Annotated in this window: 21 protein-coding genes; 2 read left to right on the top strand and 19 right to left on the bottom strand. The window is 73.2% G+C overall.

Going from position 1 to position 25,959, the window contains the following annotated elements:
- Positions 1–21: 21 nt before the first annotated feature.
- Positions 22–420: a DUF7144 family membrane protein gene (locus NUT86_RS06765; protein WP_018090725.1), complete on the bottom strand. Its 399-nt coding sequence runs from the start codon at positions 418–420 to the stop codon at positions 22–24.
- Between the two features lie 98 nt (positions 421–518).
- Positions 519–1,358, bottom strand: a complete 840-nt coding sequence (locus tag NUT86_RS06760) for a hypothetical protein (RefSeq protein ID WP_274734117.1) — start codon at positions 1,356–1,358, stop codon at positions 519–521.
- Positions 1,359–2,102: 744 nt separating this feature from the next.
- Here NUT86_RS06760 and ligD point away from each other — a divergent pair.
- Positions 2,103–3,047: a non-homologous end-joining DNA ligase gene (gene ligD / locus NUT86_RS06755; protein ID WP_274734115.1), complete on the top strand. Its 945-nt coding sequence runs from the start codon at positions 2,103–2,105 to the stop codon at positions 3,045–3,047.
- Between the two features lie 111 nt (positions 3,048–3,158).
- On the opposite strand, the gene NUT86_RS06750 is transcribed toward ligD, so the two are convergent.
- Entirely contained in the window at positions 3,159–4,247 is a 1,089-nt protein-coding gene (locus NUT86_RS06750; RefSeq protein ID WP_266441142.1) for a cation diffusion facilitator family transporter, read from the bottom strand.
- Between the two features lie 218 nt (positions 4,248–4,465).
- Here NUT86_RS06750 and NUT86_RS06745 point away from each other — a divergent pair, with 218 nt between their 5' ends.
- Positions 4,466–5,125 carry an endonuclease gene (locus NUT86_RS06745; protein ID WP_159490597.1) on the top strand — a complete coding sequence of 220 codons (660 nt, stop codon included), beginning with the start codon at positions 4,466–4,468 and terminating at the stop codon, positions 5,123–5,125.
- An 84-nt stretch (positions 5,126–5,209) separates the two neighbouring features.
- Here NUT86_RS06745 and NUT86_RS06740 read toward each other — a convergent pair whose 3' ends face one another.
- The 16 genes from NUT86_RS06740 to NUT86_RS06665 form a co-directional block, all read right to left on the bottom strand.
- Positions 5,210–7,045 carry a complex I subunit 5 family protein gene (locus NUT86_RS06740; RefSeq protein WP_274734112.1) on the bottom strand — a complete coding sequence of 612 codons (1,836 nt, stop codon included), beginning with the start codon at positions 7,043–7,045 and terminating at the stop codon, positions 5,210–5,212.
- Positions 7,042–7,389, bottom strand: coding sequence for a sodium:proton antiporter (locus tag NUT86_RS06735; RefSeq protein ID WP_093638691.1), 348 nt, complete (start codon positions 7,387–7,389; stop codon positions 7,042–7,044). The genes NUT86_RS06740 and NUT86_RS06735 overlap by 4 nt, the downstream gene beginning before the upstream one ends.
- On the bottom strand, positions 7,386–8,180 hold the full coding sequence (locus NUT86_RS06730) for an MnhB domain-containing protein (protein WP_274734108.1): 795 nt from the start codon (positions 8,178–8,180) through the stop codon (positions 7,386–7,388). Before NUT86_RS06730 ends, NUT86_RS06735 begins: the two co-directional genes overlap by 4 nt.
- Positions 8,177–8,446 carry a DUF4040 domain-containing protein gene (locus NUT86_RS06725; protein ID WP_018090717.1) on the bottom strand — a complete coding sequence of 90 codons (270 nt, stop codon included), beginning with the start codon at positions 8,444–8,446 and terminating at the stop codon, positions 8,177–8,179. The genes NUT86_RS06730 and NUT86_RS06725 overlap by 4 nt, the downstream gene beginning before the upstream one ends.
- Positions 8,439–8,930, bottom strand: coding sequence for a monovalent cation/H+ antiporter complex subunit F (locus NUT86_RS06720; RefSeq protein ID WP_266441130.1), 492 nt, complete (start codon positions 8,928–8,930; stop codon positions 8,439–8,441). The genes NUT86_RS06725 and NUT86_RS06720 overlap by 8 nt, the downstream gene beginning before the upstream one ends.
- The gene (locus tag NUT86_RS06715; RefSeq protein WP_018090715.1) at positions 8,927–9,103 is read right to left on the bottom strand and encodes a hypothetical protein; all 177 of its coding nucleotides are present in this window, start codon (positions 9,101–9,103) and stop codon (positions 8,927–8,929) included. Before NUT86_RS06715 ends, NUT86_RS06720 begins: the two co-directional genes overlap by 4 nt.
- A 116-nt stretch (positions 9,104–9,219) precedes the next feature.
- Complete coding sequence (locus NUT86_RS06710; RefSeq protein ID WP_274734103.1) at positions 9,220–11,628, bottom strand: phosphoketolase family protein; 2,409 nt, start codon at positions 11,626–11,628, stop codon at positions 9,220–9,222.
- A gap of 114 nt (positions 11,629–11,742) precedes the next feature.
- The gene (locus NUT86_RS06705) at positions 11,743–11,952 is read right to left on the bottom strand and encodes a hypothetical protein (RefSeq protein WP_266441123.1); all 210 of its coding nucleotides are present in this window, start codon (positions 11,950–11,952) and stop codon (positions 11,743–11,745) included.
- 150 nt (positions 11,953–12,102) lie between these two features.
- Positions 12,103–16,353, bottom strand: coding sequence for a bifunctional nitrate reductase/sulfite reductase flavoprotein subunit alpha (locus NUT86_RS06700; RefSeq protein WP_274734101.1), 4,251 nt, complete (start codon positions 16,351–16,353; stop codon positions 12,103–12,105).
- Between the two features lie 144 nt (positions 16,354–16,497).
- Positions 16,498–17,730 carry an NAD(P)/FAD-dependent oxidoreductase gene (locus NUT86_RS06695; RefSeq protein WP_159490609.1) on the bottom strand — a complete coding sequence of 411 codons (1,233 nt, stop codon included), beginning with the start codon at positions 17,728–17,730 and terminating at the stop codon, positions 16,498–16,500.
- Between the two features lie 86 nt (positions 17,731–17,816).
- Positions 17,817–18,530 (bottom strand): HpcH/HpaI aldolase family protein, encoded by a 714-nt coding sequence (locus NUT86_RS06690; protein ID WP_274740392.1) that lies wholly within the window; start codon positions 18,528–18,530, stop codon positions 17,817–17,819.
- Positions 18,531–18,588: 58 nt separating this feature from the next.
- On the bottom strand, positions 18,589–19,836 hold the full coding sequence (locus NUT86_RS06685) for a type III PLP-dependent enzyme (protein ID WP_274734099.1): 1,248 nt from the start codon (positions 19,834–19,836) through the stop codon (positions 18,589–18,591).
- Positions 19,833–21,614: an IucA/IucC family protein gene (locus NUT86_RS06680; RefSeq protein ID WP_274734097.1), complete on the bottom strand. Its 1,782-nt coding sequence runs from the start codon at positions 21,612–21,614 to the stop codon at positions 19,833–19,835. Before NUT86_RS06680 ends, NUT86_RS06685 begins: the two co-directional genes overlap by 4 nt.
- The gene (locus NUT86_RS06675; RefSeq protein WP_018090707.1) at positions 21,602–22,906 is read right to left on the bottom strand and encodes an MFS transporter; all 1,305 of its coding nucleotides are present in this window, start codon (positions 22,904–22,906) and stop codon (positions 21,602–21,604) included. Before NUT86_RS06675 ends, NUT86_RS06680 begins: the two co-directional genes overlap by 13 nt.
- The gene (locus NUT86_RS06670) at positions 22,903–24,705 is read right to left on the bottom strand and encodes an IucA/IucC family protein (protein ID WP_274734094.1); all 1,803 of its coding nucleotides are present in this window, start codon (positions 24,703–24,705) and stop codon (positions 22,903–22,905) included. Before NUT86_RS06670 ends, NUT86_RS06675 begins: the two co-directional genes overlap by 4 nt.
- Positions 24,702–25,892: an ATP-grasp domain-containing protein gene (locus NUT86_RS06665; protein ID WP_018090705.1), complete on the bottom strand. Its 1,191-nt coding sequence runs from the start codon at positions 25,890–25,892 to the stop codon at positions 24,702–24,704. Before NUT86_RS06665 ends, NUT86_RS06670 begins: the two co-directional genes overlap by 4 nt.
- Between the last annotated feature and the right edge of the window lie 67 nt (positions 25,893–25,959).

Below are 25,959 nucleotides of genomic sequence, written 5' to 3'. Positions count from 1 at the left end.
CCGGGGCCGGAGATGCTCAGCTCACCGCGTGGCGGCGTGTCGGTGGTCGTCCGTACACAGCGCCCAGATGATGAAGATGTCGATGGCGACCAGCACGATGGCCCAGAACGGGTAGTGGGGAATCCACAGGAAGTTCGCGAGCGCACCGAGGCCGGCCAGGATCACACCGAGGATCCGTGCCCACATCGCCCCGGTCGAGAGCAGTGCCACGCCCGCGAGGAGGATGATGATGCCCAGGATGAGATGGATCCAGCCCCAACCGGTGAGGTTGAAGGTGAAGACGTAGTTCCGCGTGGTGACGAAGACATCGTCCTTGGCGATGGCGGAGATGCCTTCCAGGAAGGCCATCGCACCACCGAAAATCATCAGGACCGCGGCGAATGCCGTCCATCCGCCCACGTAGTGCTTCTGAGTGGCCATGGGTCACTCCTCACTTGAGAAACCTGGCCGTCCGTACCGGACCCGCCGGTGACCATGCAGTGCATTCCACGTTTACACAGGGTCCCGTCCGCCGCATGTCAGGGACGTTCGAAGGCCTGCAGCACACCGGCCACCGCGAAGCACAGCGCTCCCGTGAGCGTGCCCCAGTTGGCGACCCGGACGCTGATCTGACTGCCGGTCTCCGGACGGGTGAAGGCGGCCACCGCGGACACCATGAAGAGCACGGAACCCAGCTGATTGACCGCGACGATCCACCAGCCGAGGCTGCGCCGGTGGACGCACGGCCGGCCGTGGCAGATCTCGGCGATCGCCAGATGACCGGAGATCAGGAACAGCAGACAGCCGATGATGTCGGGCGTCCAGACCAGCCGGTTCAGCTGCTGGGTCGTGAGCCCCCGCAGAAAGGAGTCCAGCAGATTGACGCCGAACACCAGCGTCCCCGCGAACAGCACGAACGTACTCAGCCAGTCGATCCGGCCCGGCTCATAGCTCCACCACCGGAAGTGGTGCGTGGTCAGCGCACCGGCCGTGCTCTCCCGGCGCGGAGCGTTGATGGCCTGGACGAGTGAGGCATAGCCGCCCAGGGTGAAGAACGCCCCGCCGATGAAGTAGACCGTGGCGCTCGTGGTCGGGCGCTCCGCGGTGAACTGGGCGAGCGCAGCGCCGAGGGCGAAGAGGGTCCCGCCGATGGTGAAGGAGACCGCGGCCACGCCGTTGAGCCGGCGCAGCCGGTCGAGTGCCGCGGCACCGGCGCGCCGTGCACTGCTCTCGGTGGCCCCCGCGGGCCGTACGGCGAGGGTCCCGCGCTTGCGGGCCGCCCGCGACTCCCAGACGGCGGTGCCCCCGTCTTCGAGGCGCCAGGTCAGCCGGGAGATGAACGGTCCCGCACCCTCGGCGCACTCCTCGGAATTCCGCACCCGCCGAGCCTAGGGGTGCCTCCCCCGGAGATCGGGGAGACACCGCCCAGGGGCCCTGAGGGCTGTCCCGTCATCCCTGGCGGACGCACGGCGACGGCCTATGGCGCGTACAGGGGCGGCCAGGGCGCGTACGGGGCGACGTCGGCCTCCTCGCCCGGCGCGGCTCCGCACCGGGCGACTGCTCCTAAGAGGCGGACCCTTGCCGGGTGGCCTTACGGCGTGCCCGGTGGTTCGGTGCGCCCCGCGGTTCCCGGCGCGGGGAGCGGATCGGGTGCGGGGCCGGGTTCGGGTCCCGGCGTCGGCGGTGCCGGGGTGGGCGGGACGGGGTCCGGCTCGGGACGTGGCGGGGAAGGGGGCACCGGATCGGGGCCCGGTGCGGGGACCGGGCCGGGGACAGGGCCCGGCGTGGGTCCTGGCGGGCCGGGGCCCGGACCCGGGGTGGGCGGGACCGGGTCCGGATGGGTGCTGCCCGGCGGTCCTGGTGGCTGTCGCACCGTCATGAGCTCCTCCACGCGTCGCTCCTCCGCGGCCGGGCGCCCGGCGCCCGCTCCGCGCGGCATGCTGGTCTCCTTGCCGATCCTGCGCCGGCCATGCGACACGAGGCGCACGGGCTCAGCGGGACACCTCCTCACTGTGCGACGCCCCGCAACGCCCGGCGACAGCGGCAGGCGAACGGACCCGTCGCGCCCCGCACCACCCGGACGCGCGAGCGTACGAGGGCCCGGAGCGGGTACCCCCGCCCGCATGAACGACACAGGAACCGGCGCCCGCGCGGACACACGTACGGAGACGGTGCGCGCCGGCCGCCGTACGGTCGAGATCCACCGGCCGGAGAAGGTGCTGTTCCCCGACGACGGGCTGACCAAGGCCGATGTCGTCGGCTACTACCGCCGGGTGGCCGCCTCGATGGTCCCGCAGCTCCGGGGCCGGCCACTGATGCTGGAACGGCTTCCGGAGGGCCTCGGCGGCCCGCAGTTCATGCAGAAGGACACCCCGGCGCACTACCCCGACTGGATCCGGCGGACGGAGGTCACCAAGGAGGGCGGCACCGTCACCCACGCCGTCTGCGACGACAAGGCGACCCTCCTGTTCCTCGCCGACCAGGCCTGTCTCACCGTCCACCGCTGGCTGTCCCGCGCCGCCCGCCCCGATCACCCCGACCGGCTGGTGTTCGATCTCGACCCGCCCGGCCCGGACTTCGAGGCCGTACGGGAGGCCGCCCGGCAGCTCTGCGGGCTGCTCGACGAGCTCGGCCTGCCGGCCGTCCTGATGACCACGGGGTCGAAGGGCCTGCATGTCATCGTGCCGCTGGACGGGAAGAGCGACTTCGACACGGTCCGCGGTTTCGCCCAGGAGGCCGCGGCGGTGCTGGCGGAACGTCACCCGGACCGGCTCACCACCGCCGTACGCAAGAAGTCCCGCGGCAACCGGCTCTACCTCGATGTGCAGCGCAACGCCTATGCCCAGACGGCCGTCGCCCCCTGGTCGCTGCGGGCGAAACCGGGCGCCCCGGTCGCCGTGCCGATCAGCCGCACACAGCTCGACGACCCCCAACTCACCGCACAGAGCTGGACGTTGAAGGATGTCGCGGCAGTGCTGGAGCAGACGGGTACCCGGCCGTGGTCCGGGGTGCCGGCCCGCGGGCGGTCCTTGCGTACGGCGCGCCGGCGGCTCGACGCGCTGCGGTGAGCGTCGTGGAGGTGTGCGGCGCGAAGGTGTGCGGTGTGGAGGTGTGCAGTGCGCGGTGCTGTGGTGTGCGGTGTGGGCCGGCCGGGAGGCACCTCCGGCGTCGCCGTCACCTCACTCCGCGTCCTCCTGCTGCCTCGTCCCGGGCTCTTCGCGCCCGGCAGCCACGGTCTCGTCCAGCTGCCGCCGCTCCCGCCGGGCCCGCTCCCGGTCGTTCGGTGAGGCGTCCGTGACGTCCAGGAACACCTGGTCGGCGATCGGCCACTGCGCACGGATCGCCGACTTCAGCCGCACCAGGACCTCCTCGACCTCCTCGCTGTCCAGCCCGCCGACGAGATCGGTCCGGGCCGCGACCAGCGTGGAGCGGGTGCCCAGACGCATGGTCAGCAGGGTGGTCACCGTGTCGATCTCCGGCTGCTCCTCCAGGAACCTCCGCAGGGCCCGGCGCAGCGCGGGGTCGGCGGCCTCGCCGATGATCTGGCCGCGGGACTCCTTGGCGAGCTGATAGGCGACGAACACCAGCAGCGCCCCGATGATCATGGACGCCCAGGCCTCCCACCGCACCTCGCCGGTGATCATGTGAAGTCCCATCCCGGCCATGGCCACCAGCACACCGAAGCAGGCGGTGGAGTCCTCGGCCAGCACCGTCCGCAACGCGGGGTCGTCGGCCGCGCGGACCGCCTCTCGCATGCTGTGGCCGGACCCTCGTGCCTGGCCACGGACCTGTACCAGGGCGCGGATCAGCGAGGAGCCCTCGGCGACCAGCGCGACGGCCAGCACGGCGAGGCCGACGAGATAGCCCGTACGGGTCTCCGAGTGGTCCGAGCGCAGGGCCTCGATGCCCTGGAAGAAGGAGAAACAGCCGCCCATGACGAAAATTCCGACGGCGGCGAGCAGGGACCAGAAGTACCGCTCCTTGCCGTAGCCGAAGGGGTGCCGGCTGTCGGGCGCGCGGTTGCTGCGCTTGAGCGAGGCGAGCAGGAACAGCTCGTTGAGGCTGTCGGCGACCGAGTGCGCCGCCTCGGACAGCAGCGCGGGCGACCCCGCGAACAGCCCGCCGGCCAGCTTGGCCAGGGCGATCACCAGATTGGCGCCGAGGGCCACGAACACGGTGACCGCGGTCCTGGCGTCCTCCGTGTCCTTCCCGGGGTGCCGATCCGGTGTGCCGGTGGAGTGCGGTGCAGCATCAGCGTGCCGGGACAAGCCTGGCCTCCCCGTGGTCGGTCGGACCGCCGTCGCGAGCGTAGCCGCCCGGGTCCGGCCGCGCATACGGTGCGGCGTCGTTACGCCCCCTGGAGCAGTGGCGGTTTCCCGCCGTGCGGACCGGGGACGGTGACCGCGGACCCCACACCGGACGACGGAGGACAGGGCGTGGCCGGCACTTCCCCCAACGAGGCGAGCCGCCGGGACAGGGGTGCGCCATGAGCCCCCGCGGCGGGCAGCGGGCCCTGGCGCGCGCCCTGCTGGAGCGGCACGGCGAGACCTTCGCCGCCCAGAGCGGGATCCGGGTGGCGGACACCCCGCAGCCGCTGTACCAGGTGCTGGTGCTGGCCGGGCTGCTCAGCGCGCGGATCCGCGCCTCCGTGGCGGTGGCGGCGGCCCGCGCGCTGTTCGACGCCGGACTGCGCACTCCCCGTCGGATGGCGGACGCGACCTGGCAGCAGCGCGTCGACGCCCTGGGCGAGGGCGGATACCGGCGCTACGACGAGCGCACGGCCACCCAGCTCGGTGACGGCGCCACGCTGCTGCTGGACTCGTACGGCGGCGATCTGCGGCGGATGCGGGACGCGGCCGGCGGTGACCTCGGCGCGCTGCGCAGAGCACTGCGGGAGGTGCCGGGCCTGGGCCCCGCGGGCTGCGACATCTTTCTGCGGGAGGTCCAGGGCGTCTGGCCCGAACTCGCCCCGTATCTCGACGGCAAGGCCGTCCAGGGAGCGGAACGGCTGGGCCTGCCGGGCGACAGCGGGAAGCTGGCGCGGCTGGTCGGACCGGACGAGACCACGGCCTTCGCCTCGGGGCTGGTGCGCGCGGCGCTGGACCGGTCCGTCGTCGAGGACGTACGGGAGGCCGCGGGAGCCTGAACCGGCCGCGGGCATGGTCTGCCAGCCGGCGTGGGACGGTCCGGCATCCGGCCGCGGGCACGGCCCGGCACCCGGCCGCGCCCGTCACACGACCAGCACCCCCAGCAGGGTGACGCCCGCCAGGAACCACGCGACATAGTCGCCCATATGGCCGGAGTGCAGCCGGCGCAGCGGCGTGGTCCAGCGGGCCGGTTCGGCGCCCAGGGGACGCCGCACGGCGAGCAGGGCGCCCCCCACGGCCAGCGCGGTGGCCACCAGGCCCCACAGCACACCGGCCGTGGTCCAGTGCGGCGGGGGAGTGGCCGCGGGCTCCGTGGCGCGGCCGTGCAGGACGGCCGCGAGATAGCCGGCGTGGTCGGTGAAGGCGTCGGCGGCCCGGCCGATGCCGGTGCGCAGGCCCGGGACCAGCCCGACCGCCAGGGCCCCGGCGAGCAGCGCGGTGGGCACGGCGAGCATGCTGACCGGGGCCCGCGAGAGCCGCCCGCCTCTGGTCTCCGGCTCCTCCGCCTTCCCGGTCGTCTCGGCGTCGGCGGCGTCGGCCGGCCGGGACGCGGCGGCCCCGCTCCCCGGGACCGGCCCCAGGCCCAGGAACACCCGCGCCCCGGCCCGCAGCACCGCGCCCCCGGTGACCGCCGAGACCACCACGAACAGCGCCGTCGCCCAGCCGCCCACCGCCTCCTCGGTCACGGCCTTGCCCAGCGCGGTGCCGAAGGGCGGCAGCCCGGCGAGCGCCAGCCCGCCGGTCCCGAACAGCACGCCCACCCACGGGAGTTGGCGCCCCTTGCCGTGCAGCTCGGGCTCATCGACGCTGCCGAACCGGTCCAGCAGGATCCCCACGCAGGCGAAGAGCGCGGCCTTCACCCCGGCATGCGCCAGCACGTACAGGGCGACACCGCCGAGCCCCTCCGGGGTGAGCACCGCGAGGCCGATGAGGAACAGGCCGGTGTGCGCGACGGTGGAGTAGGCGAGCAGCCGCTTGAGATGGCGCTGCAGCCCGCACATCACCGCACCGAGCACCGCGGTCAGCACCCCCAGGGCCAGCAGCGCCCGGTGCGCGTCGGGTGCCGGGATGCCGCCGGGGCCCGCGAAGACCGTCCAGTAGACACGGGCGATGCCGTACACGCCCAGCTCGACCATGACCCCGGACATCAGCATGCACACCGGGGTGGGGGCCACCGCATGCGCATCGGCGAGCCAGAAGTGGAACGGCACCGCCGCGGCCTTGACGAGCAGTCCGGCGGCGACGAGGACGAAGGCGGCGACCACCAGCGCGTCCGGGCCGCCGGGGTGTGCGTCGAGGGCGCTGCCGATCTGGGCGAGGCCGAGTTCGCCGGTCCGGGCGTAGAGCAGGCCGATGCCCAGCAAGGTGGTGTAGGCGCCCAGGGAGTTGACGACGCCGAACACCAGCGCCCCCTGGACGGCGCGGGCCTCCTCGACGCGGTAGCCGGTCAGCGCATAGGCGACGACGCCCATCAGCTCGAAGAAGACAAAGGCGTTGAACAGATCCCCGGCCAGCGCGAAGCCGCACATGCCCGCCTGGAAGAGCAGCACCAGCGCGGGGAAGGAGCCCGCGTGGCGCCGCGGGGGTTCGTCGAAGTACCGCCAGGCGTAGGCGAGCGCGGCCACCACCAGCAGGGAGACCAGTGTGGCCAGGCCGAGGCCGATACGGTCGCCGACCAGCACGATGCCCACCCCCGCCCCGCCGTGCGGCCGCCAGCCGCCCAGCCATTCGAGGGGCCGGGCGGTGGACGACGGGGTACCGGCCGAGGCGTACAGCGTGAGCGCCGCCGTGCCCGCGGCGAAGAGACACCCCAGCACCTCCGCGGCGGACCGCGGCAGCCGCCGGCCCGCGCCGACCAGCAGCGCCGCGCCGAACAGCGGAGCGGCCACGATCAGCGGCAGGGTCCGGTCGACGCTCACCCCCGCAGCTCCGAGAGCTCGTCCGGGTCCACCGTCCGGTGCCGTTTGGCGATCTGGATGACCAGGGAGAGCAGCAGTGCGGTGACGGTCGCCCCGATGACGATGTCCGTGAGGGTGAGGGCCTGGACGACGGGGTCGACCACGGGGCGGGAGCCCGGCGTGATGTCGGAGAAGACCGGGGCGGTGCCGCCGTCCCGGTAGCCGACGGCGAGCAGCAGGACATAGGTCGAGGACTGGCAGACGGAGAGACAGCCCACCGCGTGGATGAGGTTCCGGCTGGTGGCCATGCCGTAACAGCCGATCAGAAACAGCCACCCCGCGATCAGATACGGCAGCACACTCAAGTCCCGGCCTCCGCTTCGTCGTTCCCGTCCCCGTCCCCGCTCCCGTCCCCGCTCCCGTCCCCGTCCCCGCTCTCGATCTCCACGGCCTGGTCCAGGAAACGGGCCAGCAGGACGACCACCCCGCAGGCCACCTCCACGCCGATCGCGGCGTTGAGCAGCGGAACGGTGCCGCCGGAGGAGAGCGTGTTGAAGGTGCCGTAGGGAAGGAAGTTGGTCAAAAACGCCGCCCCCGTCACCAGTGCGGCCACCCCCACCAGCAGATAGGCGGCCTCACCCGCGGCATCCGCCACCTCGTACAGGCCGACCGGTCTGATCCGCTCCAGCGCCCGGTAGTCCACGGCGATGTAGAGCAGATGCAGCGAGGTGGCGACCACGACGCCGCCCTGGAAGCCGCCGCCGGGGCTCAGCTGGCCGTGCGCGATGACATACAGGCCGATGAGCAGGGTGACGGGCAGCGCGATCAGCGCATAGCGGCGGACCGGGGGTGCGACCGTGGCCGGCTCCGGGGGCTGCCGGTCCTCGTCCCGGGTCTGCCGCAGCAGGACGACGGTGCCCACCACCGAGCCGAACAGGATGGACTCCTCGCCGAGGGTGTCGAAGGCACGCTGGTCGAAGTTGACGGACGAGACGGTGTTGGCGGTGTGCCGGGCGAGCGCCGCATGGACCGCCCGGTCGCCGTACGGGTGCCAGAGCCCGCCGAACGCGGGCAGGCCGGAACAGGCCAGCACGAACAGGACGGCCACCCCCAGACCGCCGACGGCCAGCACCCACAGCCGCAGCCTGCTGCTCATTCGTGCTCCTCCCGGCGCTCGCTGCGCGCCTTGCGCCGCACCTTGCGTACGGACAGCAGCACCATCAGCGGGGTCAGCGCGGAGCCCACCGCCAGCTGGGAGAGCGCGACATCGGGGGCCTGCAGCACCAGGAAGACCAGCGCGAGCGCCAGGCCGAGCAGGGACAGCAGAAAGGACTGCCGCACCGGATCGCGCACCAGGACGGTGGCGGTTCCGGCGCCGGCCACCAGGAGCAGGGCGAGCAGCAGCGGCAGATCGTCAGCCATCGGCCATTCCCTCCGCGGGGCCGGTCCGGCCGTGTCCCGAGGTGACGGCGGCGGTCACCGCGCGGGCCGCCACCCGGCTCCCCAGCACCAACAGCGCGCCGATGACCAGCAGTTTCACCGTGGCCCTGCCGGGGCTCGCGGCCACACACAGCGGCAGCACCACCACGGGCACGGCCGTATAGCTCAGCGCCGTCACCGCGAGCAGCGAGCGCGGCCGCGGCGGATGCGCCGCCAACTGGTCGGCGAGCAGCCGCACATACAGCAGTGTGCCGGCCGGTCCCAGCACCGCGAGCACCAGCGCCGGATCGGTGTACGCCGGGCGGCCGTAGCCCTGGGCCAGCAGCAGCATGACCAGGCTGAGCAGGGTGGTCACCAGATTCTGTGCGGGCACCCGTCGCCGGACCGGACCGGTGGCGGCGCCCCAGGCGGCCGGGGCGACACCGCACACCAGCAGCGCCGCGGCCGCGGCGGTCCAGCCGCTCACCGGCGCTCGGCCGCACGCCGCGCGCCGCGGGCCGCACCGGCTGCGAGCAGCGCGGCACCGGCCCCGACCGCCCACTCCAGCGTGTCGACCGGACCGATCAGCACGATCCACAGTCCGGTCAACACCGCCCACCAGCCGATGAGTTCGGCGCCCGTCGTCAGCCGTCGCGCCATTCGCGCACCTCCTGAGGCCCCGGGTACCCGGGCCTCAGGCTCACATGCGGGGACCGGGCCGCCCCGTCACCGCGCCGCGCGTTACTCCGTCGGAGGCGGGCCGCAGCCGGGTCCCGTCAGCCCGCCCAGGTCCAGTCGGCGACCTCCGGCAGATCGGTGCCGTGTTCCCGGATCCAGGCGTGGTGGCGGGTGCGGACGTCGGCCATCTCCTGCCGCAGCGCGACGGCCCGCACCCCGAGGCCGGGCACCCGGTCCACCACGTCCATCACCAGCCGGTACCGGTCGAGATCGTTGCGGACGACCATGTCGAAGGGCGTGGTCGTGGTGCCCTCCTCCTTGTAGCCGCGGACATGCAGATTCTCGTGTCCGGCGCGGCGGTAGCAGAGCCGGTGGATCAGCCACGGGTAGCCGTGGTAGGCGAAGATGACCGGCTTGTCGCGAGTGAACAGCGCGTCGTACTCGGGGTCCGGCATGCCGTGCGGATGCTCCCCCGACGGCAGCAGCCGGGCCATGTCGACGACATTGACCACCCGCACCGCCAGCTCCGGCAGATGCCGGCGCAGCAGAGCGGCGGCGGCCAGCGTCTCCTGGGTGGGGACGTCCCCCGCGCAGGCCAGCACCACATCGGGGTCCCGGCTGCCGTCCTCGGTGCCCGCCCACTCCCAGGCACCGGCGCCGCGGGCGCAGTGGGTGCGGGCCTCGTCGAGGGTGAGCCAGTCGAAGCCCGGCTGTTTGCCGGCCACGATCACATTGACGTAGTCGCGGCTGCGCAGCGCATGATCGGCCACCGAGAGCAGGGTGTTGGCGTCCGGCGGCAGATAGACCCGGACCACCTCCGGGCTCTTGTTGAGGATGTGGTCGACGAAGCCGGGGTCCTGGTGCGAGAACCCGTTGTGGTCCTGCCGCCAGACGTGGGAGGTGAGCAGATAGTTCAGCGAGGCGATGGGGCGCCGCCAGGGCAGCCGGCGCGCGGTCCGCAGCCATTTGATGTGCTGGTTGACCATCGAGTCGACGATGTGCGCGAACGCCTCGTAGCTGGAGAAGAGCCCGTGCCGGCCGGTGAGGAGATAGCCCTCCAGCCACCCCTGGCACAGATGCTCGGAGAGGACCTCCATGACCCGGCCGTCGCGGGCGAGATGTTCGTCGGTGCCGAGCGTCTGAGCCTGCCAGGCCTTGCCGGTGGCCTCGTAGAGCGCCTGCAGACGGTTGGACGCGGTCTCGTCGGGGCCCACGACACGGAAGTCTCGGCGCTCCGCGGTGGCATCCATGACCGCTTCCAGCAGCCCGCCCAGCACCCGGGTCGGCTCGTGCAGCACGCTGCCGCGCTTGTCGACCTCCACCGCGTACCGCTCCAGCGGCGGGAGCGGCAGGTCCCGCACCAGCAGCCCGCCGTTGGCGTGCGGCGAGGCACCGAGCCGGCGCGACCCCTCGGGCACGCACGCCAGCACGTCGGGGCTCGGCCGGCCCTCGTCGTCGAACAGCTCGTCCGGCCGGTACGAGCGCAGCCAGTCCTCCAGCTGCCGCAGATGCGCGGCGTTGTCCCGTACGCCGGACAGCGGGACCTGGTGGGAGCGCCAGGTGCCCTCGACGGGCTGCCCGTCGACCTCGTGCGGACCGGTCCAGCCCTTGGGGGTGCGCAGCACGATCATGGGCCAGCGGGGGCGCTCGGTGACGCCCTCGTCGCGGGCCCGGCGCTGGATCGCGGCGATCCGGTCCAGCGCGCGGTCCATGGCGGCGGCCAGCGCCTGATGGACCGTCGCCGGATCGTCGCCGGTGACGTGGAGCGGGTCATGACCGTAGCCGCGCAGCAGGGCGTCCAGCTCGTCCTGCGGGATCCGGGCGAGCACCGTCGGGTTGGCGATCTTGTAGCCGTTGAGATGCAGCACGGGCAGCACCGCGCCGTCGTGCACCGGGTCCAGGAACTTCGTGGCGTGCCAGGACGCGGCGAGCGGCCCGGTCTCCGCCTCGCCGTCGCCGACCACGCAGGCGACCAGCAGCTCCGGATTGTCGAAGGCCGCGCCATAGGCATGGGTGAGGGAGTAGCCCAGCTCGCCGCCCTCATGGATCGAGCCCGGTGTCTCCGGCGCGACATGGCTGGGCACCCCGCCGGGGAACGAGAACTGCCGGAACAGCCGGGCCATGCCCGCGCCGTCCCGGCCGACATCGGGATAGGTCTCGGAGTAGGTGCCGTCCAGCCAGGAGTTGGCCACCACGGCGGGGCCGCCGTGTCCCGGACCCCATACGCACAGCGCGTCCAGCTCACGGGCCTTGATGACGCGGTTGAGGTGGGTGTGGACCAGGTTCAGGCCGGGCGAGGTGCCCCAGTGGCCCAGCAGCCGCGGCTTGATGTGCTCGGGGCGCAGCGGCGTCTCCAGCAGCGGATTGGCCATCAGATAGATCTGCCCGACGGACAGATAGTTGGCGGCCCGCCAGTGGGCGTCGAGCCGGCGCAGCTCGGCGGTGTCGAGGGGCCCCGCCGTCGCCGGGGCCCCTGTCGTTCCGGCCGGGGATTCCGCGTCGTGCATGCTCAGCTCCTCCTCGAGGGGGCGTGCATCGGGCGTGTCACCGCGGGCGCAGTGCGGGCGGCGGCCCGGCCGGGGCCGGTGCCGGGCGTGCGCGCGGGGTGGCCGTACCCGGTGTCAGTCGGGCGGCTCGGGCGCCGGGTGGTCGCCGGGCTCCGCGCCGGGCGGCTCCTCCGGGGCGGGTGCCGGCTCGTCCGGTTCCGGTGCGGCGGGGACCGGCTCGCCGGGGCCCGGGTCGTGCGGCACCGGTTCGGGTTCGCTCGGCACCGGCCCCGGCCCCTCGGGCTCCGGTTCGGTGGTCATGGCGTCAGCGGTCATCAGGGTCATAGCGCTCTCCTTCCTCTCCATCGTCCGTCCAATGCCCGCGGTCGGCCCGTTCAAGAAGTGAACCCGAGGGCGCGCGAACGGCATGGTCGGAAGGGAGCGTTGCGGAGCGGGCGGGCCCCTCAGGACACGCCTCGTACGTCTCGGTACGTCTCAGTACACGTCGCGGACGTAGCGTTTCTCGGCGGCGAGCTGTTTGACGTAAACGGCGGCCGTCTCCTCCGAGTGGCCGCCGTGCGCGACGGCGATGTCCCGCAGCGCACGGTCTACGTCCTTGGCCATCCGGGACGCGTCACCGCACACATAGAAGTGGGCGCCGTCCTGGAGCCAGGACCACAGCTGGGCGCCGTGTTCGCGCATCCGGTCCTGGACGTAGACCTTGGCCCGCTGATCGCGGGAGAACGCGGTGTCCAGCCGGGTGAGGAGCCCGTCGTGGCACAGCCGGCCGAGCGCGTCCTCGTAGTAGAAGTCCGTGGCGCGGCGCTGCTCGCCGAAGAAGAGCCAATTGGGGGCGCGGTGGCCGCGGGCGCGCCGCTCGTCCAGGAAGCCGAGGAAGGGCGCGACTCCGGTGCCGGGGCCCACCATCACCATCGGGGTGGCCGGATCGGCCGGCGGACGGAAGTGGGCGGTGCGCTGGACGAAGACCGGTACCGGGCTGCCGGGCTCGGCATCGGCCAGAAAGGTGGAGGCGACGCCCTTGCGCGGATGGCCCTGGCGGTTCTCGTAGCGGACCACGGAGACCGTCAGCCGGAGGAGCCCGGGGTCGGTCAGCGGGCTCGACGATATGGAGTACAGCCGGGGCTGCAGGCGGGGGAGCAGACCGGCCCACTCCGCCGCACCGGCCCGGACCGGGTATTCGGCGAGGACGTCGACGGCCTGCCGGCTCCAGGTCCACTGGGCCAGCTCACCTTTGTTGTCGGGGCGCAGCAGCTTCTTGAGGACCCGGTCACCGGTGCGTTCGGCGACGAGCCGGAGGAGCGCGGGGGTGATCCTGGCGATGTCCAGATGGCGGTGCAGGGCCTCGCCCAGCGGCACGGTGCCCGGGCCCGAGAGGTCGACGGTGGCGGCGGGATCGAGGCCGGTGACGGCCAGCCACTCCGCGACCAGGTCCGGGCAGTTCCGCGGCAGCACGCCGAGCGCGTCGCCCACCTCGTACTCCAGTGGGGTGCCCGCGCCGTCCCGGGTGTCGAAGGTGAACTGCCGCACCTCCTTGGTGGCCCCGGTCCGGCTCAGCAGATCGTTGCCGACGAGGTGGGCGGTGGCGGGCGCGGCCTTCGAGGGCCGGGCCGCGCCGCCGGCCGGCCGGTCCGGCGCCGCGTGAGCCGGGACCGTCCCCGGGGCGACGGCCGAGGTGCCCGCCTCCCCGCCGGCGTCCGGTTCCGTACCGCCGTCCGGCCCGGCGCCGGCCCCCAGGGCGGTGAGGACCTGGTCGAGCCACTGCTCCGCCGGCGTCTCGTAGTCCGGTTCGCAGTCCGTACGGGGCACCAGCCGCTCCGCGCCCAGCTCGGCGAGGCGTGCGTCGAGCCGGCGGCCGTGGCCGCAGAAGTCGTCGTACGAGGAATCGCCCAGCGCCAGGACGGAGTAGCGCATCCCGTCCAGCCGCGGGGTGTCCGGCGCGTTGAGGGTGTCCCAGAAGCCCGTCCCGTTGTCGGGGGCGTCACCGTCGCCGAAGGTGCTGGTGACGATGAGCAGATCGGCGCCGCGGGGCAGGGCGGCCGGTGCGCTGTCGTCCATGCTCTGCAGCGTCGCCGCCCGGCCGCTGCCGGTCAGCCGCCGGGCCGTGTCGGCCGCGACCTCCTCCGCGTTGCCGGTCTGGGAGGCCCACAGGACGATGACCGTACGGGCGGGCGGGGCATCGGCGGCTTCGGCGGAGACCTCCGCCGGGTCCGTCGACGTCGCCGTCCGGGGGGCCGGAGCGCGCGAGAACATCCCGGCCAGGACGCCGTTGACCCACAGCGCGCTCTCCGGGCCGAACGGTGCGTGGGAGGGCAGCACGGGAGTGCCGACGGCGGGCCCGGAGTCCAGTCCGGCAAGAAAGCCGGAGAGATAGCGCCGTTCGTGCTCGGCCAGCACCGGCGGGGTGGGGTCACCGAGCCGGAACACCTCGGCGAGCACGGCCGTCGCCCCGCGTGGGTCGCCGCCCTGGAACGCACCGGCCGCGCCGCCGGTCCGCCCGGCGCCGCCCCCGCCCTCCGGCTGCCCCGGGGCGGCCGCGACCCTGGCCAGCGACACCGCGCAGACCTTGAACTCGGGCTGGAAGGAGACCGGGTCGACCGCGTCATGGGTCACCGCGTTGACGCTGAGGTACTCGCCGAACAGGTCGTTCCAGTGGAACGGCGCAAAGCAGTCGCCGGGCCGTACCCGGTCGGTCACCACGGCGGGCAGCACCGCCCGGCCGCGCCGTGAGGCGACCTCCACCATGTCGCCCTCGGCGAGGCCCAGCGACTCCGCGTCCTGCGGGTGCAGCTCCACGAACGGGCCGGGGTTGAGCTTGTTCAGCTTGGCGACCTTGCCGGTCTTGGTCAGGGTGTGCCACTGGTGGGGCAGCCGCCCGGTGTTCAGCACGTACGGGAAGTCGTCGTCGGGCATCTCGGCCGCCGGGAGGTGCGGACGGGCGAAGAACACCGCCCGGCCGGACGCGGTGGGAAAGGACAGCCGGGGGCGGGTGCCGTCCGGCCGCTCGTCCAGGGTCTGGCTCACACCGTCGTTGAGGTAGCGCACCGGATTGCGGTCGGGCCCGTCGACGGCCGCGCTGGGCCACTGCACGGGAGTCTCCCGCAGCCGCTCATAGGTCACCCCACGCAGGTCATAGCCGGTCTGCGGGTTCCAGGCGCGCTTGATCTCCTCGAATATCTCCTCCGCGCTGTGGTACGTGAAGGCGTCCTCATAGCCCATTTCGCAGGCGATCCGCGCAATGATCCGCCAGTCCGGCCAGGCCTCGCCCGGCGCATCCGCGGCCTGTCGCACCAGCGTCAGATTGCGCTCCGAATTGACCATCACGCCCTCGGACTCGGCCCACATGGCCGCGGGCAGCACGACATCGGCGTACGCATTGGTCTCGGTCTCCGCGAAGACGTCCTGCGCGACCACGAACTGCGCCGCCTCCAGCCCCTCGATGACCGTCCGGCGGTTGGCGACCGAGGCGACGGGGTTGGTGCAGATGATCCAGCACGCCTTGATGTCGCCGTCCGCCATCCGCTGGAACATCTCGACGGTCCCCCGGCCGGGCCCGTCCGTCCGCAGCGTCCCCGGTTCCAGCCCCCACAGCTCCTCGACGAAGGCACGGTCCTCGGCCACCAGCGTGGACCGCTGCCCCGGCAGCCCCGGACCCATGTAGCCCATCTCGCGGCCGCCCATCGCATTGGGCTGGCCGGTGAGCGAGAACGGGCCGCTGCCGGGGCGGCAGATCGCACCGGTCGCCAGATGCAGGTTGACCAGGGCATTGGTGTTCCAGGTGCCATGGGTGCTCTGGTTCAGGCCCATGGTCCAGCAGCTCATCCAGTCGTCCGCCGCACCGATCCACTCGGCGGCCCGGCGGAGGTCCGCCTCCGGAATCCCGGTGAGCTCCGCGACCCTCGCGGGCGGATAGTCCTGGAGGAAGGCCGGCATGGCCTCCCAGCCCTCGGTGTGCTCGGCGATGAACTCCGTGTCGACCCGGCCGTTCTCGACCAGCAGATGCAGCAGCCCGTTCAGCAGCGCCAGGTCCGTCCCGGGCGCGATCTGCAGGAACAGATCGGCCTTGGCCGCGGTGGCGGTACGGCGGGGATCGACCACGATCAGCTTGGCGCCCGCCTTCACCCGTTCCATCATCCGCAGGAAGAGGATCGGGTGGCAGTCGGCCATGTTGGAGCCGATGACGAAGAAGACCTCGGCATGCTCGAAGTCCTGGTACGAGCCGGGCGGACCGTCCGCGCCCAGCGACAGCTTGTAGCCGCTGCCCGCGCTCGCCATGCACAGCCGCGAGTTGGACTCGATGTGCCGGGTGCGCACGAATCCCTTGGCGAGCTTGTTCGCCAGGTACTGGGCCTCCAGCGTCATCTGCCCCGACACATACAGGGCGAGGGCGTCCGGGCCGTGCTCGTCGACGATCTCGCGCAGCCGCCCGGCGGTCTGCTTGACCGCGGCCTCCATCTCCTCGGCCACCGGCTCGTCGCCGCGGTCCGCGCGCACCAGGGCGGCCGACAGCCGCCCCGGCGCGGCGAGCAGCTCGGCGCTGGTCGCGCCCTTGGTGCACAGCCGTCCGCCGTTCGCCGGGTGGGCCTTGTCACCGGCCGCCCTGCGGACCGTCCGCCGCCCCTGCGGGTCCGTCGCGACGTCCAGCACGATCCCGCAGCCGACCCCGCAGTACGAGCACGCCGTCCGCACCTGCGTGATGCTCTCTGCCAGCGGTTCCGGTGCGGTCACGGACGGTCCCCTTCGTGGTCGGATGCTCGCTCCGACCCTACGAACGGCCCGTTAACCAGGTGTCACATCAAGCGATCACCAGTCGTTACGGCGGCCACACAGTCGCCCGCGGCGCGCCGTGAGAACCGGGCGGCGGCCGCCGCTTCAGGGGAGCAGTCCGGCCAGCGGTACGTCCGGATCGGCCAGCTGTCCCGGGTCGACGGGCTGCCCGCTCGCCACCAGCGCCCGGATCTCCTCGGTGACGTCCCAGACGTTCACATTCATCCCGGCCAGCACCCGTCCCCCGGAGAGCCAGAAGGCGAGGAACTCACGCGCCTCGGTGTCCCCGCGGAAGACGACCTGGTCATAGCCCTCCGGTCCGGTGTATCCGGTGTACTCCATGCCCAGGTCGTACTGGTCGGTGAAGAAGTACGGCAGCCGGTCGTAGCGGACGTCCTGGCCCAGCATGGCCCGGGCGGCGGTCTGCGGCTGGTGGAGGGCGTTGGCCCAGTGCTCGACGCGCAGGTGCCGGCCCAGGACGGGGTGGTAGGCGTTGGCGACATCGCCGGCCGCGAAGACGTCCGGGTGGGAGGAGCACAGCCGCTCGTCCACGACGACACCGTTGTCGACCTTGAGCCCCGCCGCGGCGGCCGGCTCGGTGTTGGGGGTGATCCCGACGCCGACGATGACCGCGTCGGCCCCGATGAGGCTGCCGTCGGCCAGCCGGACGCCGTCCACCGCACCGCCCGTGCCGGTGATCTCCGCGACCTGGGTGCCGCAGCGCAGCTCGACCCCGTGATCGGTGTGCAGCTTGGCGAAGATCCGGGCGACCTCGGGTCCCAGGACCCCCAGCAGGGGCAGCGCCGCGGCCTCCAGCACGGTCACCTCGACACCGGCGGTGCGCGCGGCGGCAGTGGTCTCCAGACCGATCCAGCCGGCGCCGATCACCACGACCCGGGACGCGGACCGGAAGACCTCCTTGAGGCGGTCGCTGTCCGCCAGCCGCCGCAGGTAGTGGACCCCGTCGAGATCCGCGCCGGGCACCGGCAGCGGGCGCGGGGTGGAGCCGGTGGCCAGCAGCAGCTTGGCGTAGCCGAGCCGGCTGCCGTCCGCGAGGGTCACCTCGTGAGCGGCCGGGTCGAGGGCGGTGACGGCCTGGCCCAGGCGCAGCTCGACGTCGTGCTCGGCGTACCACCGGGGCGGGTGGACATAGACCTTCTCCTTCTCGGAGGTGCCCAGCAGATAGCCCTTGGACAGCGGCGGCCGCTCATACGGACGCTCGTGCTCGTCGCCCAGCAGCACGAGCGGGCCGTCGAACCCTTCCGCACGCAGCGTCTCCGCGGCCTTGGCGCCGGCCAGCCCCGCCCCCGCGATCAAGAATGCCGTGTTCCGGTCCATGTCCCGCTCAGCTCCTTCGGACGATCGGTTACCCGGTCATCCGTTCCCGCCCGGGGCCCCGGCAGGTACCGCCGATGGTGTGGCCCTCACTCCCGCCCGGCGGTGCGCGCCAGATGCCCGCGCAGCGCCCGCGCCGTCAGATCCCGGTCCTCGCCCACGACGAACGCCGTGACACCGTCGGCGCGCCACTGCGCGCGCCGGTCCGGCGTGGTGGACATGGCGCAGAACGGGACGGTGTGGCGGGCACAGGCCTCGCGCAGGGTGCGGACCGCTTCCTGGACGCGGGGGTGGCGGACCTGCCAGGGCACCCCGTACGACTGCGAGAGATCTCCGGGTCCGGGCAGCACGAGGTCGACACCGCCGGGGGAGAGGATCTCGTCGATCGCCTCGACGCCCTCGGCGTCCTCCAGGAGCGCGATGACCATGATCTCCGCGTTGGCCCGGCGGAGGTACTCGGCCGGGTCGATCCGGCCGAAGCCGGGGCCGCGGCCGCCGTTGAGGGAGCGCATCCCCTCGGGGGCGTAGCGGGCGGCCCGGATCGTGGCGTCGATGTCCGCGCGCCCGCGGACGTGCGGGACGACGATGCCCATCGCCCCGGCGTCCAGGGCGCGCAGCACGGCGCCGGGGTCGGCCTCGGGGACCCGGACGAAGGGCGTGAGCCCGGCCGTCTCGGCGGCCCTGATCAGGTTCTCCAGCCGCTGCGGGTCGACGAGGGTGTGCTCGGTGTCCAGGATGACGAAGTCATACCCGGCACAGCCGATCATCTCCACCATCGTGGGCTCGGGAAGCGTGCTGAACAGCCCGTAGACCTCCTCGCCCGCACCGAGCTTGTGCCGGACCTCATTGGGCCGCAGCGTCTCAGGCCTCCTCCGCCGCGCCGGGCTCCGCGGCGCCGAGGAAGTGGAAGCCGGGGCGCGGGTGCATCAGGAAGTCGTGGTGCGAGATGTTCCAGGCGTACGCCCCGGCGACACCGAACACCACCCGGTCACCGGCCCGCAGCCCCGGTGCCGGGACCGCCCGGGCGAGGACGTCCTTCGGGGTGCACAGCTGCCCGGTCACGGTGACCAGCTCGCCCTGCGCCGCCGGCCACGGCCAGGGGTGCGGCCAGGGCGTGTCGGACGGCAGCACCGTGCAGGGCTGGTCGTGGCCCTTGGTCGCGGGGGTCCGCAGATGGTGGGTGCCCCCACGCACCACGGCGAACTCCTCGCCGTGGCTGTGCTTCACATCCAGCACCTCGGTGGCGTACCAGCCGCAGTACGCGGTCAGCGCCCGCCCCGGCTCGATCCGCAGGGTGAGCTCGGGGTGCGCCGCGGCGAGCCGGGCCAGGCCCGCCCCGTACGCGGTCCAGTCGAAACGGCGCTCCGGCGCGGCGTAGTCGACGGCCATACCGCCGCCGACGACGACCTCGGAGAGGGGGAACCGGTGCTCCGCGGCCAGCGCGGCGGCCCAGGTCACGATGGACTCCGCCACGGCCAGCTGCTCCGGTGCCTCCAGGCCGCTGGCCAAGTGGGCGTGGATTCCGCGGAGTTCGAGGTGCGGGTAGGTGCCGTCGGTGAGCAGCGCGACGAGTTCTCCGGCCTGGCCCGGGTCCAGCCCGAAGGGCGTCGGGCGGCCGCCCATGGCGAGCGAACTGCCGTCCAGGGAACCGTCGTCGACCGGCAGATTGAAGCGTGCCAGCACCGCGATACGGCGTTCCGGGGCGAGCCGGGAGGCCAGACTCGCGAGCATGTGGAGCTCGTACAGGCTCTCCACGTGGAAGCGCTCCACACCGCACTCCAGCGCCTGGGCGACCTCCGCGGGGGTCTTGCCCGGTCCGCCGAAGGCGAGCGGGGCGCCGGGCACGGCCTTGCCGACGTGCGCCAGCTCACCGCCGGAGGAGACCTCGTAGCCGTCGACGTACGGGCGCAGCGTGTCCAGGATCTCCGGCTCCGGGTTGGCCTTGGCCGCGTAGTACAGCTCCACGCGCTCGGGCAGCGCGGCCCGGACCTCGGCCGCATGCGTGCGCAGCGCCGTCAGGTCGTAGACGTAGGCGGGCAGTTCCTCGGGCGGCAGGCTCCGGATGCGGTCGCGGACCGCGGGGGTGGGGGCGAGGCCGGGGGTGGTCATCGTGCGCTCCAGGGGGTGGTGTCGTCGACGCGCACGGCGCCGGACAGAACGGCTTCGGCCAGCGGCGAGGGCAGCAGGACATAGCCAGCCTCACGGTCGGCCTTGCGCTCCCAGCGAGTGAGCAGATTGGCCTTGGCGGGCAGCGGGACACCGGCCAGCAGGGCGGCCAGCCGCGGCGGGCAGCCGTACCGGTCCGCGTGGGTCCGCAGGGTGCGGCGGACCTGCGCCCACAGCTCGACCTCGGTGTCCGGGTGCAGATCGGCGAGCGCGGCGAGCATCTCGGCGACATGGTTGACCAGCAGGCAGTACACGACCCGGTCCCAGCCGCGCTGGGCGTCATAGGTCATCGGCTGCGCGATCTGCTCGGGCAGCGACGCCAGCAGCTCGGCGTGGTGCTCGGGCACCAGCTTGGTGCCCTCCAGGTCGCGGAAGAGGACCTGCGCGGGCATCCCGTCGCCGTCGACACAGACCAGCACGTTCTGCAGATGCGGTTCCAGCACCAGGCCGTGGTCGAAGTAGGCGGCGAGCACCGGCGGGAGCAGCAGATTGAGGTAGGCGGCCCACCACTCCAGGGCGGCCTGCGGCCCCGCGCCGTCCAGGAGACGGGAGATATGGGCCGGACCGGTCGGGTACTCGTCGGCGACCGCGGCCGCCAGCAGCGGGGTGGTGCCCGGCAGCAGCCGCTGGGACAGGCCCTCGCGGACGATCACGCCGAACCCTTCGAGCAGCTCGGTGTCCGGGCGGCCGTCGGCGCCGGGCAGCGCCAGACTGCGGTAGGCGGGCTCACGGAGCACCGCGCTGCCGGGGAACCGGGCGGCCAGATCGGCGAGCGCCGGTGCCAGCAGCCGGGTCAGTGCCACCGCCCCGGACAGCTCGTAACTGGCGTTCTTCCGCAGGCAGTTGGTGATCCGGACGTTCAGGCTGAACTTGAGGAACGCGTCGCCGTCGTAGAGCGTGCGCACCGACGCGGTCGCGGCGAACGGTGCCCCGCCGGTGCCCAGGACGCGGATGTCGTCGCGGTCCAGCGCCTCCTGCAGACCGGCGTGGTCACACAGCAGCTCGTACTGCCAGGGGTGGACGGGCAGCAGCCGGTAGCCGTCCGGGACCTCGGAGTGCAGCGCGTCCAGCGGGGCGGCGGCACCCTCGTCGGCCGCTTCCTCGGCGATCAGTTCCTCGCGCACGGCGAGCAGCAGCAGCGGGAAGGCGGCCCCGGTCTCGGGTGCGTACGACTGCCAGGCGGTGGGGTCGCCGGTGCGCGCCTTGGGGGTCGGGTGGAAGCGGTGGCCGAGGACCAGCGACTGCTCGGAGGTGACATAGGTGGTCTGCCAGTCCTCCTCGCCGTACTCCCCGGCGGCCGGGAGCTGCCCCGTACGGGCCGCCAGCGCCGCGGAGACGGCCTGGTGGCTGGAGGCGATCTGCGCCAGGAACTCCTCGTTGTCCACCCCGGTCCGCAACGACAGCTCGGCGTGCACGTACTCGGCCAGCCGGCGCCAGCCGACCTCGGCCCAGCCGTCGGCGGTCTGTTCGGACACCGGGCCGGTGAACCGGTGCGCGCCGAGCAGCGAGGCACGGCGCAGCGCGACCCGCAGCAGCACCCCGCGGCGCGGCAGCCGCAGCAGCAGGCGGCCGTGGTCCACGGCGGTCTGGTGCTCGGGGCCGGACACCTCGCGCAGCAGGCAGTTGAGCAGGGTGTGCGCCACGGCCTGGTCGGCGGTGGGCAGACCGGCGGGGGCGGCGTGCGCCGCGGCGGTGCCGGGGGAATTGGTCAGCGGAGGCATCGCGGGCTCCTGCGGGTGCGGGGGAGGCGGGACAGCAGAACAGGGGCGGCGGTCGCGAGGACGGTCACCAGGGCGATCGCGGTGCCGGTCAGGACGGGCGCGGCCGGGCCGAACCAGTCGTTGCCGACCGCGGCGGCCACACCGGCGGCGACCGCGCCGGCCTTGGAGAAGAATTCGATCGAGCCGAACAGCCCGCCGGGGGCCCGGCCCTTGGCACAGTCCGCGGCCAGTACGGACAGACAGACCAGACCGAGGGTGAGCCCGGCACCGAGTACCAGACGGACCGCGATGAAGCCGGTGAGCGAGTCCACCAGGCCGTGTCCGGCCAGTCCGAGCGCGATACAGCCGAAGCCGATACCGATACCGAGCCGGGGGCGGGTGCGGAAGACGGCGTGCACCGCCATCGCCGCGACCAAATAGCACATGTGGGGCAGGGCGAACAGTACGCCGGACACCATCGGTCCGGTGCCCGGAATCCGTTCCTTGATGAGGGAGATCAGGTACGGGAAGGAGATGACGGTGGAGAAGACGAAGGCGAACTCCAGCGCATAGAGGGCGCGCAGGGACGCGACCGGGGCACGCCCGGCCGGCTCCGCCGCCGTCCCCGCCGCCGTCTCCGGCGACTGCACGGCATCGGTCTCCGCCACGGCCTCGGCCTGCTTCGCCGCGGCGGCCGGGGCTCTCGGCGGCTCCGGCAGCGCCGCGAGCATCACGGCCGCGGTCAGCGGCAGCACGGCCAGCAGTGCGTACTGACGGTGCGGTGACAGCCACGGCGTCAGCGAGCCGACCACGATCGGGGCGAAGACCAGTGCCGCACGGGCGCTGCCCTGCATCAGGGTCAGTGCCCGGGACAGCGCATTGCCCTCGAGCGCCGCTCCCAGATAGCCGTTAGACGCGGCGAAGGTGCCGCCGAGGATGCCCTGGAGGACCAGCGCCGCGACGAACGTGGCCAGCGAGTCGGCCCAGCCGGCCAGCAGGAATGCCGCCGCCAGCCCCAACTGCGCCCGCAGCAACAGCCGTTTGCGTCCGAAGCGGTCAGCGAGCCGCCCCCACAGCGGTGCGCCGAGGGCCCCGAAGATGGTGGGGACGATGTAGAGCAGACCGGCCCAGCGGGCGGCGCCGTCACCGAGCTCGGGCAGGATCTCGGTGAGATACGGCGGCAGGCCGAGGGCGGCGAACGACGCCACGAAGTAGCAGCCGGCCACGGCGTGCACCTGGCGGCGGGTGAGGCCCGGACGGTCCTTGGTTTCGACGGCGGCCGGCTCGACCTGGCGAGAAGTGGTGGTCCTCATCGGGAAGTCCCGTTCGGCAGCAGATAGTTGGGGCCGGTGGTGTAGTGCTTGTTGATGTCGGCCGCGCCCGAACGCTCCTTGGAGAGCAGCGTCCCGGCGCTCACCATCGCCTTGACGGGGAGCTGCGGGGCGTCCAGGACGTATGCGCGCAGCGCGGCGCCCGGCTCGCCCGGGGCGGTGCCCAGCCGTTCGACGGCCTCGGCGAGCCGGTCGCGGACCAGACCCAGCAGCCGCGTGAGCGGCGCCCGCCCGTGCCGGGCGAGTCCGAAGGCGTACGAACCGGCGCACAGGTGGACGGTGATGGTGGCGAACAGGTCCAGCACCGGCCGGTCGCTCTCGGCGAAGATCCGCGGGTCGGCGAAGACCGCGGGGTCCGGGGCGTCGGCTCCCAGCGTGTCCCGCAGCCGGGCGGTGTTGATCCGCGGCCCGTCGTTGTCCTTGAACAGCAGCCGCAGCCGTGCGCCGTCCGCCGTACGGTCCCACACCAGCGAGATGTTCTGCTGGTGGGACTCCAGCGCGATGCCGTAGCCGAAGAGCGTGGTCTGCCAGTCGAAGAGCAGGGTGAGGCAGGCGTCCAGCAGGGCGAGCGGATCGCCGCCGTAGAAGCGGTCCGCGAGGTGGTCGATCACCAGTCGCCCGCCGGGCGCCCGGCTCAGCAGTGCGGCCATCGGCACCACGGCACTGCCGTCCAGCCCTGCGGGGTAGCGGCGGCACAGCACGGACAGCAGCTCGTGGCCGGCGTGCGCGTAGACGGTCTCGTCGGCCTGCAGGACCGACTCCCGGAAGCGCGGCTCGCGGGCGAGCACGGTCTCCAGCAGCCGCTGGCCCTCGGCGCCGTCAATGAGCGTTCCGGGCTTGATGGTGCGCCGGTTCCGCAGGCCCAGCGTGGCGGTGGCCAGGGGCAGCTTCAGATGGAGCCGTGGCTCGGCGTCCAGTGCCACGGTGCGCATCGACAGGGTGGGGACGACGTCGACCACGGCGCGCTCGGACAGCACCGCGTCGCCCGCCAGGCCCGTGTCGCGCAGCGCACCGTCCAGCGGGTCGCCGAGCGTCAACGGGTGGACCGGGAGGGCGAGATGGCTGCCGTCGAGGTGGGGGAGGCCCAGCTCGGCAGGCGTCGGCCAACAGGCGGGCAGCGTCGCCTCGCCGCCCGGCAGGGTGACCGCGTCGCGCGGCAGGGCGAGCCAGCGCAGCGGGAAGTCCGGGCGCAACTCCGGTGCGTAGGCGCGCAGTTGGCCCTCGGTCAGACCGGACCGGCCGCGGGCGGTCGGGTAAACGGGGTGGTCGAGCCGGGCGGCGAGCGTGTCGTACGCCAGACCGCCCTTCAGCCCCAGCCAGCCGGCGGGGTCCGCGCCATGACGAACAGTCAGCTCGTCCTCGGCCTCGTCCCGGGTCCGGGTGTGCAGCCGCATCGTCGCCAGGGTCTGGCGGCACTCCTCGGCGAAGGCGGCGAAGCCCTCGTGGTCGGCCGGGTCGGCCAGCGCCTGGAGCGCCGCGAGGGCCTCCTCGACCGCGGTCAGCCGGGCGCCGTCGGACTCGCGGACGAGGAGCGGCAGCCGCGCCGTGTACACGCTCTGGTAGCCGTCCTCGCCGAGGGGCAGCAGCAGCGCCCCGGCGGCCTCGTCCGCGGGCAGCCGCAGCCAGGGGCCGTCCGGCCGCTCCAGCAGCGTGCCACGGGTGCGCAGGCCGACCACGTCCTCGCGGAGCAGCGCGCCCAGGACACGCAGCAGCAGTCCGGATTCCTCCGCGTCCTCCGCGGCCCCGGCCTGGCCGGTTGCGGTGTCGAGCGCGGCGGTCACGTCGATATCTCCCAGCGCTCGGCCGCGAAGAACGCATCCGACACCCGGTCCACGGCGCTCCGGTCGGTGCCGGTGGCCCGCAGTACGCCGAGGTAGTCGCGGTTGGTGCGGTAGTGCGGGTGCTCGGTGCCGACCTCGCGCAGCGGCCGGTAGGTGAGCCGGACGCCGTCCACCGTCCGGTCCGCGGCGGCGGGCGCCGCGGTGAGCGTCCCGGCCCGGTCGGCGCAGGCGTAGTCCACCCGGCCCGCCCCGTCGCGCCGCGCGCCGAGATCGGCGGGCAGCGGCTCGCCCAGGTGGGTCCGCAGAATGTGCTCGAACAGGGGGATGTCCAGGACCTGCGCGAGCATCAGGTCGCACTGGTCCCCGATGACGCGGTAGTTCACCTCGATGAGCCGCGCGCGGCCCTCGTGGACCACGAATTCCGTGTGGCAGGCGCCGAACCCCACGCCCAGCGCGTCCAGTTGGGCCAGCACCTGCTCCACCACGGGCTGGGGGTGGGCGGCGACGAAGTCGAGCCGCTCCTCGATGAAGGCCGGCGGGGCGGAGACCGTGGTGTGAAAACCGCCCAGGACATGCCGTACGCGGCCGTCGCCCAGGGTCTCCAGGGTGTAGAGCTCGCCGGCCAGGAACTCCTCGGCGACCAGCGCCGCCTGCGGGCGCCGCGCCTGGATCTCCTTGGCGAGCGCCACCAGCTCGTCCGGTCCCTCGGCGAGCACCACATCCTCGCTCGCCACGCCCTCGCGGGGCTTGAGGACACAGGGGTAGGGCAGGCCGGCGGCGGTGAGCGCGGACGGGTCCTGGCCGGGCGCGAGCTCCGCGGACCGTACGGTGTCGGCGCCGGCCGCGGCGAGATGACGGCGCATCTCGGCCTTGTTCTTGGCGCGCAGCGCGGCCCGCCAGTCCTTGCCGGGCAGCCCGAAGTAGTCGGCGACCAGCGCCGCCTGGGTCTGCAGATGGTCGCTGTTGGTGAAGACCGCGTCGGCCGGGTGGTGGGTGGCTATGCGGGTGATGACGGCGCGGAAGTCATGGACGTCGCACTCCAGGACCTCGATCTCGGGGTAGCCGCGCCGGTGCGCTTCGGGCTGGTCCGTCAGGACCGTGACATCGAGACCGAGGCGGGCGGCGGCGGGCAGGAAGCCATCGGTGACCGAGTCGGTGGGGTTGAGGGCGAGCAGGTACATCCGCATGAGCGGGGCCCCTTCGGGATCAAGGGTGGTGTGTGGGGGGGGAGTCGTGGCCGGCCCCGGCGGATCG

The organism is Streptomyces sp. G7(2002) (assembly GCF_028870195.1).
GTDB classification, from domain to species: domain Bacteria; phylum Actinomycetota; class Actinomycetes; order Streptomycetales; family Streptomycetaceae; genus Streptomyces; species Streptomyces nigrescens.
This window is presented reverse-complemented; position numbering and strand designations above follow the sequence as displayed.